This is a genomic window from Ruegeria sp. HKCCA4812 (assembly GCF_013034245.1).
GTDB lineage: Bacteria > Pseudomonadota > Alphaproteobacteria > Rhodobacterales > Rhodobacteraceae > Ruegeria.
Map to the genome: position 1 here is coordinate 369,493 of NZ_WQFQ01000003.1, position 16,022 is coordinate 385,514.

At 58.0% G+C, this 16,022-nt stretch carries 18 protein-coding genes and 1 pseudogene; 9 read left to right on the top strand and 10 right to left on the bottom strand.

The features are described from left to right. The first annotated feature begins 11 nt into the window (after positions 1-11). The 5 genes from bluB (at position 12) to GOW04_RS12225 (ending at position 3,479) form a co-directional block, all read left to right on the top strand. Positions 12-647, top strand: a complete 636-nt coding sequence (gene bluB / locus GOW04_RS12205; RefSeq protein WP_171232712.1) for a 5,6-dimethylbenzimidazole synthase — start codon at positions 12-14, stop codon at positions 645-647. 148 nt (positions 648-795) lie between these two features. Continuing rightward, complete coding sequence (rimM, locus tag GOW04_RS12210; protein WP_152457030.1) at positions 796-1,299, top strand: ribosome maturation factor RimM; 504 nt, start codon at positions 796-798, stop codon at positions 1,297-1,299. Next, the gene (locus tag GOW04_RS12215) at positions 1,299-2,114 is read left to right on the top strand and encodes a hypothetical protein (RefSeq protein WP_171232713.1); all 816 of its coding nucleotides are present in this window, start codon (positions 1,299-1,301) and stop codon (positions 2,112-2,114) included. Before rimM ends, GOW04_RS12215 begins: the two co-directional genes overlap by 1 nt. Beyond that, positions 2,111-2,914: a tRNA (guanosine(37)-N1)-methyltransferase TrmD gene (gene trmD, locus GOW04_RS12220; RefSeq protein WP_171232714.1), complete on the top strand. Its 804-nt coding sequence runs from the start codon at positions 2,111-2,113 to the stop codon at positions 2,912-2,914. Before GOW04_RS12215 ends, trmD begins: the two co-directional genes overlap by 4 nt. Positions 2,915-3,053: 139 nt before the next feature. Continuing rightward, complete coding sequence (locus GOW04_RS12225) at positions 3,054-3,479, top strand: hypothetical protein (protein ID WP_171232715.1); 426 nt, start codon at positions 3,054-3,056, stop codon at positions 3,477-3,479. Here GOW04_RS12225 and GOW04_RS12230 read toward each other — a convergent pair. Beyond that, a complete protein-coding gene (locus GOW04_RS12230; RefSeq protein ID WP_371814398.1) occupies positions 3,476-4,279 on the bottom strand; it encodes a GH25 family lysozyme in 804 nt (267 codons plus the stop codon). The genes GOW04_RS12225 and GOW04_RS12230 overlap by 4 nt on opposite strands. Positions 4,280-4,646: 367 nt before the next feature. On the opposite strand from GOW04_RS12230, the gene rplS reads away from it, so the two are divergent. The 3 genes from rplS (at position 4,647) to GOW04_RS12245 (ending at position 5,656) form a co-directional block, all read left to right on the top strand. Further along, entirely contained in the window at positions 4,647-5,030 is a 384-nt protein-coding gene (gene rplS, locus GOW04_RS12235) for a 50S ribosomal protein L19 (protein ID WP_152457026.1), read from the top strand. Positions 5,031-5,041: 11 nt separating this feature from the next. Beyond that, a complete protein-coding gene (gene rpmE / locus GOW04_RS12240; protein ID WP_050605278.1) occupies positions 5,042-5,263 on the top strand; it encodes a 50S ribosomal protein L31 in 222 nt (73 codons plus the stop codon). A gap of 165 nt (positions 5,264-5,428) precedes the next feature. Beyond that, on the top strand, positions 5,429-5,656 hold the full coding sequence (locus GOW04_RS12245) for a hypothetical protein (protein ID WP_171232716.1): 228 nt from the start codon (positions 5,429-5,431) through the stop codon (positions 5,654-5,656). Here GOW04_RS12245 and GOW04_RS12250 read toward each other — a convergent pair. Then, entirely contained in the window at positions 5,653-7,260 is a 1,608-nt protein-coding gene (locus GOW04_RS12250) for an MFS transporter (protein WP_171232717.1), read from the bottom strand. The two genes, GOW04_RS12245 and GOW04_RS12250, sit on opposite strands and share 4 nt — an antisense overlap. 77 nt (positions 7,261-7,337) lie before the next feature. Next, positions 7,338-8,225 carry an AEC family transporter gene (locus GOW04_RS12255; RefSeq protein ID WP_171232718.1) on the bottom strand — a complete coding sequence of 296 codons (888 nt, stop codon included), beginning with the start codon at positions 8,223-8,225 and terminating at the stop codon, positions 7,338-7,340. Positions 8,226-8,442: 217 nt separating this feature from the next. On the opposite strand from GOW04_RS12255, the gene GOW04_RS12260 reads away from it, so the two are divergent. After that, positions 8,443-9,252 carry a division plane positioning ATPase MipZ gene (locus GOW04_RS12260; protein ID WP_152457022.1) on the top strand — a complete coding sequence of 270 codons (810 nt, stop codon included), beginning with the start codon at positions 8,443-8,445 and terminating at the stop codon, positions 9,250-9,252. 33 nt (positions 9,253-9,285) lie between these two features. Here GOW04_RS12260 and GOW04_RS22250 read toward each other — a convergent pair. From GOW04_RS22250 to GOW04_RS12295, 7 genes and pseudogenes are all read right to left on the bottom strand, one after another. After that, positions 9,286-9,522, bottom strand: a pseudogene (locus GOW04_RS22250) (XdhC family protein); the annotation flags it as partial. Between the two features lie 117 nt (positions 9,523-9,639). Next, positions 9,640-10,092 (bottom strand): carbon monoxide dehydrogenase subunit G, encoded by a 453-nt coding sequence (locus GOW04_RS12270; protein ID WP_171120341.1) that lies wholly within the window; start codon positions 10,090-10,092, stop codon positions 9,640-9,642. Positions 10,093-10,195: 103 nt separating this feature from the next. After that, complete coding sequence (locus tag GOW04_RS12275; protein WP_171232719.1) at positions 10,196-10,981, bottom strand: XdhC family protein; 786 nt, start codon at positions 10,979-10,981, stop codon at positions 10,196-10,198. Continuing rightward, positions 10,978-12,165, bottom strand: a complete 1,188-nt coding sequence (locus GOW04_RS12280) for a VWA domain-containing protein (protein WP_171232720.1) — start codon at positions 12,163-12,165, stop codon at positions 10,978-10,980. Before GOW04_RS12280 ends, GOW04_RS12275 begins: the two co-directional genes overlap by 4 nt. Further along, complete coding sequence (locus GOW04_RS12285; protein WP_171232721.1) at positions 12,162-13,037, bottom strand: MoxR family ATPase; 876 nt, start codon at positions 13,035-13,037, stop codon at positions 12,162-12,164. The genes GOW04_RS12280 and GOW04_RS12285 overlap by 4 nt, the downstream gene beginning before the upstream one ends. Positions 13,038-13,096: 59 nt before the next feature. Next, complete coding sequence (locus GOW04_RS12290) at positions 13,097-15,523, bottom strand: aerobic carbon-monoxide dehydrogenase large subunit (RefSeq protein ID WP_171232722.1); 2,427 nt, start codon at positions 15,521-15,523, stop codon at positions 13,097-13,099. Further along, positions 15,520-16,014 (bottom strand): (2Fe-2S)-binding protein, encoded by a 495-nt coding sequence (locus GOW04_RS12295; RefSeq protein WP_152457016.1) that lies wholly within the window; start codon positions 16,012-16,014, stop codon positions 15,520-15,522. The genes GOW04_RS12290 and GOW04_RS12295 overlap by 4 nt, the downstream gene beginning before the upstream one ends. Between the last annotated feature and the right edge of the window lie 8 nt (positions 16,015-16,022).

Consider the following 16,022-nt stretch of genomic DNA (forward strand, 5'->3'; position numbering starts at 1 on the left):
CAGGCGTACGCGTGCGGGATCACCCCTTTACAGACGATTTTCGCACGCAGTTCGACCTGTTGTTGCGGCTCCGGCGGGATGTGCGCCGGTTCCGCACCGATGCGATTGACGAGGCAGTGCTGGCGCGCTGCCTCGACGCATTTCGACTGGCCCCTTCGGTGGGGCTCAGCGAACCCTGGCGCGTGCTCCGCGTCGAAAGCGAAGCGGCAAGGGCCGCAGCGCTGAAGAATTTTCGCACCGCCAATGACCACGCTTTGACGGGCTACTCGGGGGACAAGGCGCAGCTATACAGCAGGCTGAAGCTTTCCGGGATGCAGGAAGCGCCTGTGCAACTGGCCGTCTTCTGCGACGACAGCACCGAAAAAGGGCTGGGGCTGGGCGCCGGCACGATGCCCGAGATGCGGCGCTACTCTGTCGTGTCCGCGATCACTTTGTTCTGGCTTGCACTTCGGGTGGAAGGGCTGGGGCTGGGCTGGGTTTCCATTCTGGACCCCGACCAGATGAAGCGCGATCTGAGTGTTCCTGAAACCTGGCGCCTGATCGGCTATTTCTGTGTCGGCCGGCCGGAACAGATGTCGGATACACCTGAACTGGAACAGGTCGGCTGGGAAACCCGGGCACAGGGCCTGACGATCGAAACACGGTAAGGCCTTATGTTCGGATTGATACGACTTCCCATTCTGCTGTTGATCGCCTTTATTGTGGGCGTGTTCTTCGAGCGCAACAACCAGCGCGAAGCCTGCAACGGGCTTGGCGAATGGAGAAACGGGATATGTTTGACGACTGGGGCAGCCAATGAGTGATCTGATCTGCGTCGGCAGCATCGCGGGGGCTTACGGTGTGCGAGGCGAGGTGAGGCTGAAAAGCTTTTGCGCCGTTCCCGAAGATATCGAGACCTATTCGCCGCTGACCGATGAAGCGGGCAAAGAGCGTTATCCGGTGGTATTGACGCGCACCATCAAGAACGGATTCGCGGCCCGCCTTGGTGGCGTTGAAACCAAGGAACAGGCGGATGCCCTGAATGGGTTGCGCCTTTACGCAAGGCGCGATCAGCTGCCGTCGCTGCCCGATGATGAATTCTACCACAACGATCTGATCGGGCTGGATGTCTATGACACCGGAGGCACCCTGCTGGGCAAGGTCAAATCGGTGCAGAACCACGGCGCCGCGGACTTGTTGGAATTGCACGGGCCGGGCCTGAAAACCACGGTTTTGCTGCCTTTCACGATGCAAGTTGTACCCACGGTGGATCTGGAACAAGGCCGTATCGTGGCCGACCCGCCCGAAGGCCTGATCTGATGCGGCGGGTCCTGCTGCATCTGGGCCTGCACAAAACAGGCATGACCGCAGCACAGTCCTTCCTCCATGAAAACCGGAAACTGATCTGGCCCCGCTTCGCATTGGTTCTGCCCTACAAGACGCGCAACAGCGGCTTGAGCGAGAGCGCCACGCGTCACTCGCTTTACCGGCTGGATTCCACATTGGCGGGTTTTGGAAGCCACCTGCACGCGTTTCTGGACGATCTGGATTTCGGCGCACGCCGGGGGCTGATCCTGAGCGAAGAGAATTTCGCAGGCTTGCGCCCCAGCAGAAACAAGCGTGAAGGTTACGGTGCCGCACCGGAATTGGCGGAAACTCTGGTCAGCGTCGTGCGGCGTCGGTTCCTGGGTCATGAAACCGACATCACGATCTACATATCCTTGCGCGCCCGCGATCAATGGCTGCGGAGCCTGTGGGCACACGACTTGCAGAAATCACGCACGGTGCAGGACTTGGACGCCTTTTCCTCCGACCTTGCCCATTTGCCATCGCTTCAGGAAACCGCTGATGCCGTCCGGAATCGGCTGCCATCCGTCACGGTCAGAACAGAGTGGATGGAGGCGTTGCAGAACCACCGCCTTGGTGCAGGTGCGCCCTTGGCCGAATTTCTGAACCTGCCACCCGAGCTTTCGTCACGGCTTGTCGGGCCTGCACATGGCACGCCAGCATTTTCAGACGATGTGCTACAGGAAATCCTGGCGCTGAACCGATCCTCGCTGGACGACGCCGCCATGATCACCCAGAAGAAAGCACTGATTCAATCCGCACAGAACGAACTGGCCCGCCAGACATGACAGAGAAACCCAGCAGATCCCATGGCCGCAAGGCGATCCGTCCTTCCCTGAAACCACGCGAGCTGATGACGCCGAGCCCTGATCTGCACGGGGTCTGGAAAGCCAAGATCATCACTTTGTTCCCGTCCGCCTTCCCCGGTGTTCTGGGCGAAAGCCTGACAGGCAAAGCCTTACAGGAAGGGCTTTGGCAACTGGAAACAGTGGATCTGCGACAGTTCGGTTTAGGCAAACATCGCAACGTTGATGACACCCCGGCCGGGGGTGGCGCGGGCATGGTTCTGCGGGCCGATGTTCTGGGTGACGCGATCGAACATGCGATGGCAGGCGTTCAAGGGAACTGGCCGCTGATCTACCTCAGCCCGCGCGGGCGTCGCATGGACCAGCGCATGATGCAGAATCTTGCTCGTTGTGACGGCATGACCCTTCTGTGCGGTCGTTTTGAAGGCGTGGACGAGCGCGTTTTGGAACATTATGGCGTACAAGAGGTGTCGTTGGGTGATTTCGTCATGACCGGCGGCGAAATCGCGGCACAAGCCCTGATCGATGCCACGGTACGGCTGATTCCCGGAGTGCTTGGAAATCAGGCTTCGACCGAAGAAGAAAGTTTTGCCTCGGGTTTGCTGGAGCACCCCCAGTATACCCGCCCCGCAGATTGGAAAGGGCGCCCGATCCCCGAGGTACTGATGTCGGGCCATCATGGCCGGATCGCGGAATGGCGGCAAAAAATGGCACAAGACATCACGCGCTTACGGCGTCCTGATATCTGGGCAGAATACGTCAAAGCCAGATCAGAATCCTAGGGCTAGACCCGCTCGTTGTGGCCGGGATGCCTCAGTTTCGATGTTTGTCAGAATGCCATTTGAAGTTGAACGCACCTGAACTTATTCACTTCCATGCCCCATTAGTTTTTGGGTAATAAGAAGTGAAATAGAAGGCATTATGAAAACGCTATTGCTTGGCACGTTACTGGTTGCCTCCGCCTGTACCACCAAACCGCTTGGGATGTCGGTTCCGACGCAAGCCGGTCACAATCTGCACTCTGCGAAGGTTGCCGTTGATTCCTGCTCTCAGGAAGCTGACGAGGGCGGCAACAGCGCCGTAATCGGCGGTTATGCAACCAATATCCTGCTTTGGGGCATCATCATCGGGCCTGCGGTCACCGCGCCATTTCAGGACGAGCTGCGCCATCAGGGCGAAATCGATCAGGTTGATCGCTGCCTGCGCGCACGCGGTTTCGAGCGGCGCGAACTGACCGCGGGTGAATCGTTCTGGGTGCGAAACGCCTTTGGTGATGAACGCGAACGGCGGCTGGACCACTTGGTCGGGGGCGGCACTATCGAAACCTACGGAACGTCACAAAACTAGCGGCGCGCTTTCCAGCTGGCCCAAGTTTCTGGGGTGCCGTTGAACGTGTTGATGTCCACCCTGCCCTGAACCCCCGGCACCAGCCCGGTGCCGGTGTATTGCCAAAACCGCCAGACCGTGCGGGGATAGACCTGACGCGGATGGCCTGCGACGGATCGCAACCAGAACTCGGTTTTGGGCAAACGCCCGATATCCGTATCCGCAAAGAAATCCACTGTCGTATAAACGATGGGGCGCCGGCCATAATGCCGTTCGAGAATGTCCAGAAAGCGCTGCGCTTCGGCGCGGACGGTTCTGCCATCGGGCCGCAACGTGCAGGTCTTGGAATACGGCGTCCACTCCATGTCAAGAACATGCGGCAGATCTGCCCCTTTCGGGACGTTCTGAATGAACCAACGCGCCTGTTCCCGGGCCGATCGGCAGAAATAATAGTAATGATAAGCCCCCCACGGCACGCCCGCTGCCTGAGCACCGCGCCTGTGGTCGTCGAATAATGGATCCGCCACATCGCCGCCTTCGGTTGCTTTCAGAAACGCAAAGCTTACGCCCGAAGCTTTGGCTGTGCGCCAGTCTATCGGTCCCTGCCAGCGCGAGACGTCAAGCCCGTGGATCGGATACAATCCGGGGTGACGGCCTTCCCACTCATGCGGATCGGCGTCCCCAAAATCAGGATAGATTACGGACGGCGCTGTCCTGTCCACACCCGGCGTGGGTTCCACGACCTGCGGTTTCGGGCCGCCGCGCCCGCACGACATAAGCAAAGCGGCTGCAATCGTCAGCATAAGTACAATTCGCATCATGGGGTCCTGTCTGAAATTTCTGCTCTTTCAATTTCCTTCAGAATGCCTGATCTGACCGCTGTGGCAACGGTGGGATTTTCGAAAGGCGGATTCCCACTGCTTCGCCATACGATTTGTTCTTGATCCCGGCACTCAATACCCTTAAACGACCGCAATCCGGTGCCGCATTCTGCGACTCCGGTGTTTTGGTTTGATTTTCGGCTTAAAGCCCGGCTTTCTTCGGCGGGGATGTGTCGGATCAAACCAGACCAAAGGAACATTCGATCTGACCTCTGGCGGGCTGCATGCAGGACCCGGTGAAGACCAAGAGCTCTCAGGCCGTGCCCAAACTTCGTGGGCCAACCACGAGCATATAGGAGTACCTGCGATGGATCTTATCGCACAGCTTGAGGCGGAACAGATTGCCGCCCTGGGGAAAGACATCCCCGACTTCAAGGCCGGTGACACCATTCGTGTCGGCTATAAGGTGACCGAAGGGTCGCGCACCCGTGTGCAGAACTACGAAGGCGTCTGCATCGCGCGCAACAACGGCAATGGCATTGCCGGTTCGTTCACCGTTCGCAAGATTTCGTTCGGCGAAGGCGTGGAGCGTGTGTTCCCGCTGTATTCGACCAACATCGACAGCATCACCGTTGTCCGCCGTGGCCGCGTTCGTCGCGCCAAACTGTACTATCTGCGCACCCGCCGCGGTAAATCCGCACGTATCGCAGAGGTCACGAACTACAAGCCCAAGGCTGGCGCCGAAGCGTAAGGAACGGAAAGATGAAAAAAGACATCCATCCCGATTATCACGTCATCGACGTCAAAATGACCGATGGCACAGTGGTTCAGATGAAATCCACCTGGGGCGCCGAAGGCGACCAGCTGGCTCTGGAAATCGACCCCTCCGTGCACCCTGCATGGACTGGTGGTTCGTCGCGCCTGATGGACGCCGGCGGCCGCGTGTCGAAGTTCAAAAAGAAATACGAAGGTCTGGGCTTCTAAGTCTGACTTGTTTCGATTTCGAAAGGCCGTCCCATGGGGGCGGCCTTTTTTCTGGAAGCTTCCATGTGTCTTATGGACGCGAAACCGGACAAGGTGCGTTTTTGCAAAGACCCAGTGATGTTACACTCCGTATGAAAAACCCTCAGCTTCCACGGAGACCCGGACATGCCCCAGTACAACGACATGATCGAGCTTTCAGTCGATGATATGGATCTGATTGAAACGGCGTTGCGCGACTCGATCGCTTCGTTGTCACATGCTGCTTCGGATGAACCAGAGAATAGCAGGACCGACCGGGAAGACACGTTGCGGCGTATTCACGAACTTCTGGGCAAGCTACACGATCAGAAGGTCTTTTTTCGCCCTCAGAAAGGGGTCTACCTCGGCGGTTAGGGGCTTGGTCGTCGCGGATTGCGGGTCAATTCCGCCGCACTGTGTACAGGGGGAACCGGCCCGCGCAACAACATCAGCGCCAGCGTCATTCCGGCCAGCGCCGCAATCGCGGCAACCAACATGGCATTGTCAAAAGCGTTGTCCTGCACATCCCGCAGGGCCTTCGCCAATGTATCTCCCGCAGACGAATCCATCCCCGAGATCAATTGCTGTATCTGGTTCGGCGTTCCATGTGCCAGCGCATGGGCCAGATCCTCGCGCTGGGTTGACCCGGCAGGCAACGCGTCGATCACCTCGGACAGACCTCGGCGTCTGGTGATCGCTTCAGCCAGACCGCCCACCACGGCACCAAGGGTTGCTCCGAAATAGAGACAGGCGTTGATGACCCCCGAACCCTGCCCCACATGCTGCTCGGGCAGCAGGCGCAGGCCCAGACGTGGCAACAGCGAAAAGCAGATGCCCAATCCGACACCGACGATCAGCAGCTTCCACCAGATTTCGGAAAACTGCGTTGTGTTCGTTGTTGTCATCAGCAGCAGGAACCCGCAGGCCATCGCCCCCAGGCCAATGGCGATCGGCCATTGAAAGCTGTAGGGGGCAAGAAAGCGGGGTGCGGTGACCGAGATCACAAACATGCTGAGGCTGAGCGGCATGATCGCCAGACCCGCATCGATGGACGAATACCCAAAGGCATCGGGCGATTGGACGAATGTATTGAAATAGACGAAGAAGCAGAACAGCGTGAAGCCAGTAAAGAACATCCCCGCCGCAGCCATCAGATAACGCGGATGGCGAAAGTATCGCAGCTCGATCAAAGGGTCGTCGCTGCGGCGGGATACGATGACAAGGGCAATTGTCGACACAGCCGCCACGACCAGCGGCACCAGTGTCAAAGGCGAAGCCCACCCGCCGCTTTCCCCGTTGCTGAGCGCAAAGGACAATGGCCCGAGGAAAAACAGAATGGCAACGGCCCCCGCATAATCGAACTTTGCCCCGGCAAGACGGGTATCGGGAACGTATTTCCGTTTGCTGACATGCAGCCCGATGGCAAAGGCCACAGCCAACAGAACCAGGTCGGCTGCAAAGACGGCGCGCCAGCTGACATAATGGCCGAAAGCGCCACCGACGATGGGCCCGACACCGATCGCCAGACCGACAATCGCCCCCCAGATGCCGGTAACGCTGGCGCGCTGCTCTTCGGGCGTGGCCGCCGTCAACAATGACAGGGACGTGCCGAACAAAGCAGCGGCGCCCGCGCCTTGCGCGCCGCGCCCGATAAGCAGCATCGCCCCGTCCTGCGCCAACAGCGCAAAGGAAGACCCGATTGCAAAGACGATCATGCCGAAAAAGAACACGCCCATCTTGCCGGTAATGTCACCCAGCCGGCTGACGATGCAGACAAGCGTGGCGCTGGTCACGGAATACGTGGCCATCACCCATTGCAAACCTGACGGGGTCAAATCGAATTCGGCCCTGAGATTGGGCAATATGGTGGTCACAGCAGTTGTGTTGAACCCCACGACCATCATGCAGATGGCCGTCATGGCCAGCACCACACGGGCGCGGGACTGCGGAGATACACTGACCGAGCTCTCATCGCCCATAAAACACCCACTGACCAAGAAGTTTGAATACAAACATCATCAGTTTAACGATTTCTGGCCCTGCGCATAGGGTTGCATCAGATCCAGTATGACAGCGCAACGGGCAGCACCAGCAAAGTGCTGAGCGTCGAGACAAGAATGAACCCCGCCACATCCGGCCCGTATTCCGGAACATGCTGGTCGATAAACAGATAAGTCGCCACGGATGAAGGCATCAGGCAACACAGGATCAGCGCACCCCGCTCGGTTCCCGTGAAACCAAACAACCAGATCAGAACACTGGCAATTGCAACCGCCATCGCCAGATGCAGGGCCGTCAGCAGAACCGCGCGACCCAGGCTTTTCACACGCAGCGTCGCGAGCGTATGCCCCAGGGTCAGCAGCATGAGCGGGATCGACAATCCACCCAAGATGTCAAAGGACTTTGCGACCGGTTGCGGCAGGCTTTGCCCCGTTGCCATCAGGATCAGGGCGAGGCCCACGGCATAGATAATCGGGGACGTCGCCAGTTTCCTGGGCGAGAATTCTCCGGCCGGGATCCACATGCCGACGGTAAAGATGCTGATCAGCACAACCACCACGAACGCCATGGTATAGGCCATACCTGCATCGCCCAGCGCCAGCAAAGTGATTGGCAGGCCGATGTTGCCGACATTGCCGTGCATCAACGGCGTCAGAAATGCCCTCACCGGCAAGCGAAGAACCTTTAGCACGACATACCCCAACACCCCGAAACCGGCCACCGCAAGGGCAGCGGCCGTCATCATGTCAAGAAACGTGCCCACGGCCAGTTTGGTGTTCGACAGATGAGAAATGATCAATGTCGGATAGCCGACTTTTGAGACGATCCCACCAACGACCTTGTTGTCGAAAGGCGCCTGAATCACGGCAAGAACATAGCCAATTCCAGCGCAGATCAGGACAGGCAGAACCACGTTCAAAACGTTCAGGAACAGGTGCTCCAAGCAAAAATCTCCTTGCCGAAACCGTTTGTCGACAGTGAATCAGTGCCATTGCAATGGCAAGCGCTCTGTGTAACCCGTGCGCAGCGTTGGGTTTTCCCGAATAGAGTCTGATATTGCCCGAAAGCGCCGCTTGAGGTTCTTTCCTTCGCCGCCGACACAACATATAGTGGCTGACAACAACGTGTAGTGAAGCACGGCGGGACTTGGGAATACAAGCATGGCACATATCATTGTGGTCGGGAACGAAAAGGGTGGCGCAGGCAAATCGACCGTGTCGATGCATGTGGCGACCGCGCTGGCCCGATTGGGACACAAGGTCAGCACGTTGGATCTGGACCTGCGTCAGCGCAGTCTGGGACGATACTTCGAGAACCGCAACAATTTCCTCAAAAGCTCGGACCTGACTCTGCCCAGCCCGCGCCATCACGACCTGCCCGAGATCGATGCCGCAACGTTGAAACCGGGCGAGAACATCTATGACCATCGCCTGTCTGCTGCCGTATCCCAGCTGGAAAGCGACAGCGACTTTATTCTGATCGACTGCCCGGGGTCTCACACCCGTCTGAGTCAGGTGGCGCATTCGCTGGCCGACACGCTGATCACCCCGTTGAACGACAGTTTCATTGACTTCGACCTTTTGGCGCGGATCGACTCGAAGGGAGAGAAGATCCTTGGCCCGTCCGTCTATTCCGAAATGGTCTGGAACGCTCGTCAACTGCGGGCACAGGCGGGGCTGAAGCCGATCGACTGGGTCGTTGTCCGCAACCGGGTCGGTACGCAGCGCATGGTCAACAAGGAAAAGATGCAGCGCGCGATCGAAATGCTGTCCCAGCGCATCGGCTTCCGCGTCGCCTCGGGCTTTTCCGAGCGGGTTATCTTCCGCGAGCTGTTCCCGCGTGGCCTGACACTGTTGGACCTCAAGGATATCGGGGTCAAACAGCTGAACATCTCGAACATCGCAGCCCGGCAGGAACTGCGTGACATGATGAAAGAGCTGAATCTGCCGGGTGTGGAGATTGACTTCTGATCAGCTGTCCCGGCGGCCGCTATGCGGACTTTTTTAGGCAGTATGAATGTTCTTTGGTTCTGGACTTACATTCAGAAACAGCTGCAAAGACTTCCCGCATGGAAGCTTGAGAGCAAAGAAAGAAGACCCTGCAACGTTTCGGATCGTTTTGGCCGTGCCGCCGGTTTCAAGCACCGAGACCACCTGTAGTCGGATGTCCCGGTCAATGCAGCCATTGGACATATAGCCGACCATCCTCCCGCTTGAAGAGACAACGGCGCGCGAACCTACTTCGCGCGCCGTTCAGCCCTTGATACTGATCGATGTGATCAGAACAAACAGCTTACCAACGTTTAGCTGGTCAACTGCATGGCCAAGGACATCAACCCGGTGTTCAGGACGTGTGGATCAAGAAACGGGTTCTTCCGACATGACTTCTGCAAAGGATTTGAAGAATTTGGCGGCGAGTTTCTTTGCTGTACTCTGGATGAGACGGCTCCCAAGTTGCGCCAGCTTGCCGCCGATCACGGCCTTGGCTTCGTAGCGCAGAATGGTCTGAGACCCATTTTCAGTCAGTGTGACGTCGGCTCCGCCTTTTGCATGTCCAGCCGGGCCACCATTGCCTTGGCCATCCAGCGAAAACGTCTCTGGCGCGCCATCGGTTTTGAGCACCACATCTCCGCTGAATTTCGCTTTCACGGGGCCAACTTTGAGTACAACTTTGGCTTCAAGTTCGGTGTCGGATTTCTTGATCAGTTCTTCGCACCCGGGAATACAACGTTTAAGTATCTCGGGGTCGTTCAAAGCTGCGTAAACCACATCCCTAGGGGCATCGATGATAATTTCGTCGGCCAGTTCCATGGCGGTTCCTTTCTTTGTTCAGCAACAGGGGTATTTAATCGTGGCAAGCACCTCAGCCTGCTCTGTAGATGGCTTGAAACCACGAGTTAAGATTTTGAAAAGCTTACGCATTTGGGTTCCTTTCTACGGAATTCCTGCGCACGGTGATCAGTTCCGCCAGGATGGAAAGCGCAATTTCTTCAGGTGTGACAGCACCAATGTCCAAACCAGCTGGGGCTGAAACCATCGCGAGTGTGACCTCGGGCACACCAGCTTCGGAGAGCTTTTCAGACAGGGCCGCGAATTTCTTCTTACTGCCCACAAAGGCGACATAGTTTGCTTCACAAGCAAGCGCGTCGCGCAAGGCGTCAAGATCACCCTGCCCTTGCGTCGCCACGACGATCGCACTCATCTTTCCAAGTGCATTCTCCTCATCCACGGCACGTGAGATTGACCAGTGAAAATGCGGTGCGATTTGTGCCAAAGCCTCTGCGACCGGCGAGTTTCCGAGTATTGTCAACTCTGGCATCGGAAGACAGGGCTCAATAAAAATGTCGATGGTGCCACGAGAGGGACAACCGTTGCGCGCATAGAATACGCCCTCCACCATTGCTCCGGCACTGACGCCGATATCGTTCAAAAAGTCTTCCGGCGCGACCGACACAAGCTTGGGTGCGCCGGTTTCGAGGGCTTCCAAGGTGGCTCGCCTCACAGCGCCACGGGTGCAGCCGCCACCAAGAAACCCGTGCAATATGGTGCCATCCGCACCAATGATTGCCTTTGCGCCGGGTTTTGCCGCGGTGGTTCCGGCAGTGCGCACGATTGTTGCAAAGGCAAAAGGTTGTTCCTTGGCGCGCAGGTATTGGGCTGTCTCTGCCAGGTCAGATGAAAACAACTCAGCGGGGGTCATAGCGATACCAACTCCTTCTCCAGCGCGGCGAGGTCCGCCAGTGTGTTGGCGGCGGAAAAGAGGTCCAAATGAGGCAAGGCTGCCGTCATGCCCGCTGCGACGGGCGCATAGTCGCGCCAGCCTTTGAGCGGGTTCAGCCAAAGAATGCGGCAGCCGCGTTTGCGCAGCTTGGTCAGCGCCGCGTCAATGTGGTCAGGGGAAGAGGTGTCATAGCCATCCGAGAGGATCATCACGACTGAACGCCCATCGACAAAACGGCGCGCGTAGGTAGATGCAAATCGATCCAGGCTTTCCCCGATTTTGGAACCTCCGCCGAACCCATCCGCCATCAAGGACATCCGACCGATGGCGCGCATCGTGTCCTTATCGCGTAAAGCCTCGGTTATCCGCACGAGGCGTGTGTGAAACAGGTATGCGTCGGCGGTTGGATCACCGCGCATCAGGCCGGCCAAAAAGGCCAGGAATACTTGCGCATAGACGGTCATAGAGCCGGAAACATCGCATAGTGCTACGATTTTGCGGCTACGATCAGGGCGTTTGCGCTTGATGAGTCGGATCGGTTCGCCCCCTGTCGCCAGGCTGCGCCGGATTGTTTTGCGGAAATGCAGTCGATCGCCCTTGCGGGCAGCGATGCGGCGGCGGGAGCGGCGGTCGCGTAGCGCTTGTCCGAGGCGGCGAGCAACTTCTTCGGCCTCGGCAATCTCTTCTGCCCGTACCAGATCACGTAGATCGCGCCGGGACAGGTTGCGCATTTCGGTGGCGATCAGCTTACCGTCGCCATCACTTTCGGCATCACCGTCACCTCCGTCTGGCGCTGTCGCATCGCCAGCGCCTCCAACGTCTTCTCCTTTGGCATCTCGTGACGAACGTACGCTGTCGTCGCCCTTGGGATGGGTCGACATTTTCGGCATGACCTTTGTTCGCACGCGACCGGCATCCATCCAGAAACTGTCAAACAACAAATCAAACCTCTGCGCATCGTCCTTGCATCCCGTGCAGACGGCCTTGAGTGCGCAACGCGCCTCTTCAGGGTTGGCTGCCTCAACACAGGTCAACGCCGTCAGAGCTGCTTCGGTTTCCTGCACGCCAAGGCGCAGGCCATTCTCCCGCAAATGGGCCATGAACCCTGCCATGCGCGCCGTGGCGCCGGGATCGCGGCCAGCAAAGCGGGTCACGCGGGTCATGCGGCCTTCCCCGCGATGCGTTGTGCCACTTCGCTGGTTATATGTGCGCGATCGCTCTGCGTTTTTAGAAGTGTCGTAAGTGTGGCTTGGAGGGCTGCCGGGTTTTCCGTCAGATCAGCAATCCCTAACCCCATGAGCGCGGCGGCAAAATCCAGTGTCTCCGCGATTCCGGGCACCTTCTCAAGCTCTTCCTTGCGCAGCGTCTGGACGAACCCGATCACCTGATCGGCCAGCTGCGCTTCAATCCCAGCACACCGGGCTTTTAGGATCGCGAGTTCCGTTTTCCGGTCGGGATAATCGACGTAACTGAAAAGGCAGCGACGCCTCAGCGCGTCCGACAAGTCGCGGGTGCCATTCGAGGTCAGTATAACTGTTGGCACGGCGGTGGCTTTGATGGTGCCAAGCTCCGGAACGGTGATTTGGTAATCAGCGAGGATCTCGAGCAGGAAAGCTTCGAACTCTTCGTCTGCGCGGTCGATTTCATCGATCAATAAAACCGGAGAAACGTCTTGCGTGATCGCCGACAGCAAGGGGCGCTCCAACAAATACTCACGCGAGAATATCCGATCCTCGACCGCCTTGCCGGTCTCGCCTGCTTCAGAGGACGCACGGATCGCCAGTAGTTGTCGTTGGTAATTCCACTCGTAGATCGCCTGAGAGGCGTCCAGACCTTCATAGCATTGCAGGCGGATCAACTGCGTGTTCTGGGCCGCAGCCAGTACTCGGGCAACTTCGGTTTTTCCTACGCCCGCCGCGCCTTCCAGCAGTAGAGGGCGGCGCAATGACAAAGCCAAATGCAGCGACACCGCCAGATCGTCTGAGGCGACGTAGTTCTGTTCTACAAGTGCAGATTGGAGATCGGTCCAGGTCATCAGAGCCTCAAGTGGTTTATGAGGCGCGCGCAGCCATCCCTGCCGCACGCGCCGGAAGCTTAGCCGTGAAGGCCCAGTTCGTTTGCTGTCTTCCAGATCCGCCAGTGATCGTGCGGCATATGGGTGTGACGCAGGCCAAAGGCACGGAAGGCATCATTCACCGCGTTGGAGAAACAGGGCACGCCGCCCACATGAGGGCTTTCGCCGACACCCTTGGCACCTATTGGGTGGTGCGGGCTGGGGGTAACGGTGTGATCGGTTTCGTAATTCGGCACTTCCCATGCGGTCGGCAGGAAGAAATCCATCAATGTGCCGGTCTTGACGTTGCCCATCTCGTCATAGGCGATCTCTTGCCCCAGAGCGACAGCCAGCGCCTCGGTCAAACCACCGTGCACCTGGCCCTCGATGATCATCGGGTTTATGCGCGTGCCGCAGTCATCCAGCGCATAGAAGCGGCGAATGTCGGTCACACCGGTGTCCACATCGATGTCCATCACGCAGACGTAGGCGCCAAAGGGATAGGTCATGTTCGGCGGGTCATAGTAGCTGACCGCCTCCAGACCCGGCTCGATGCCCGGAATGGCCTGATTGTAGGCGGCAAAGGCGATTTCCTTCATCGTCTTGAACTTTTCAGGCGCGCCCTTGACCACGAAACGATCCACGTCGAATTCGACATCATCGTCATGCACTTCCAGCAGGTAGGCCGCGATCATCTGTGCCTTGGCGCGGATCTTGCGCCCTGCCATCGCGGTCGCGGCACCCGCTACAGGCGTCGAGCGCGAGCCGTATGTTCCAAGACCGTAGGGCGCGGTATCCGTATCACCCTCTTCGATGGTAATACTATCTGCCGGCAGGCCGATCTCGGTTGCGAGGATCTGTGCAAAGGTCGTGGCATGGCCCTGGCCTTGCGAGATGGTGCCAAGGCGTGCGATCGCTGAGCCGGTCGGGTGAATGCGGATTTCACAGCTGTCGAACATGCCAAGACCAAGGATATCGCAATTCTTGACGGGTCCAGCACCGACAATTTCGGTGAAATGCGTCAGGCCGATGCCCATAAGCTTTCGGGTTTTGCCCGCCTTGAAATCCTCGATCCGTTGAGCTTGTTCTGCACGCAGCCCTTCGTAATCGACGGCATTTAGCGCCTTATCCCAAGCAGTGTGATAGTCGCCGGAATCATACTCCCACCCAAGCGCGGACTGATAGGGAAACTGCTCTTTCTTGATGAAGTTGATCCGGCGCAGCTCGGCCGCGTCCATGTTCAACTCTATCGCCAGAACCTCGATCATGCGTTCAATGAAGTAAGCGGCTTCGGTTACACGGAAGGAGCAGCGATAACTGACCCCGCCCGGCGCCTTGTTGGTGTAAACGCCGTCCACTGCCAAATACGCAGTCGGAATGTCGTAAGACCCGGTACAGATGTTCATAAACCCAGCCGGGAACTTGGTCGGGTCGGCACAGGCGTCAAAGCCGCCGTGGTCTGCGGTCGTGTGGCACCAGAGACCGGTGATTTTACCCTCTTTGGTGGCGCTGATCTTACCTTTCATCCAGTAGTCACGGGCAAAAGCGGTGGTCATCAGGTTTTCCATACGGTCCTCGACCCATTTCACCGGAACACCGGTGACAATCGAGGCCACGACCGAGCACACATAGCCGGGGTAAGCCCCAACCTTGTTGCCAAAGCCGCCACCGATGTCGGGCGAGATCACGCGGATATTGTGCTCTTCAATCCCCGAGATCAGGCTAACCACTGTGCGGATAGCGTGAGGCGCCTGGAACGTGCCGTGCAGCGTGAGCTTGCCGTTGACCTTGTCCATCGAAGCCACGCAGCCACAAGTTTCGAGCGGACATGGGTGCGTGCGATGGTAATACACCATCTCTTCAGCGACCACGTCAGCCTCCCCCATTACCTGCTCGGTCGCATCCTTCTCGCCAACCTCCCAGGTAAAGATGTGGTTAGGGTGTTTGCGTGGGCCGTGGGCCCCATCTGGAATCGCTCCACCTTCGCCCATCAGGTCTTCGCGAAGAACCACGTCGGATTCCAATGCCGCGTGGGGATCGGTCAAAACGGGGAGTTCTTCATACTCCACTTCGACCAGCTCGACTGCATCGGCTGCAATATAACGGTCCTTTGCCACAACAAATGCCACTTCCTGACCTTGGAAGAGCACCTTGCCGTCAGCCAGAACCATCTGTTTGTCGCCAGCCAGCGTCGGCATCCAGTGCAGACCAAGAGGGGCGAGGTCTTCGGCGGTCAGTACGGCAATCACACCGTCCAGCGCCAAAGCGGCCTCGGCATTGATCGACACGATCTTGGCGTGGGCATAGGGCGAACGCACGAAATCACCATGCAGCATGCCGGGCAGTTTGATGTCGTCAACGTAATTGCCTTTGCCTTGGGTAAACCTGGCATCTTCAACGCGCTTGCGTTTGCAACCCATTCCTCCCAGTGCGTCGGCGCGTTCTTCGCGGGTCAGTTCCTTGTTCATTGTGCCGCCTCCTTCGCAGAGTTCATCTCGGCCGCGGCGGCGAGGATAGATTTGACGATGTTCTGATACCCGGTACAGCGGCAGAGGTTACCCGCCATGCCAAAGCGCACCTCTTCCTCGGTTGGGTTCGGGTTTTCTTCCAAAAGCTTGGATGCGCGGGTGATCATACCCGGTGTGCAGAAGCCGCATTGAAGACCGTGGTGTTCTTTAAAAGCTTCCTGCAGCACGTGCAGGCTGTCCGGGTTACCAAGCCCTTCGATCGTGGTGATTTCGGCACCGTCAGCCTGTGCTACGAACACGGTACAGGACTTCACCGATTTGCCGTTCATGGTCACAGTGCAAGCGCCGCAATGCGAGGTCTCGCAACCAATGTGCGGACCGGTCTTGCGCAGTCGTTCGCGCAGGGTGTGGATCAGCAGTTCGCGCGGTTCAGCCAAGAACTCTTGCTCCTCGCCATTCACTGTTAGAGTGAAGTGTTTCTTCTTTGACATGATCTCTC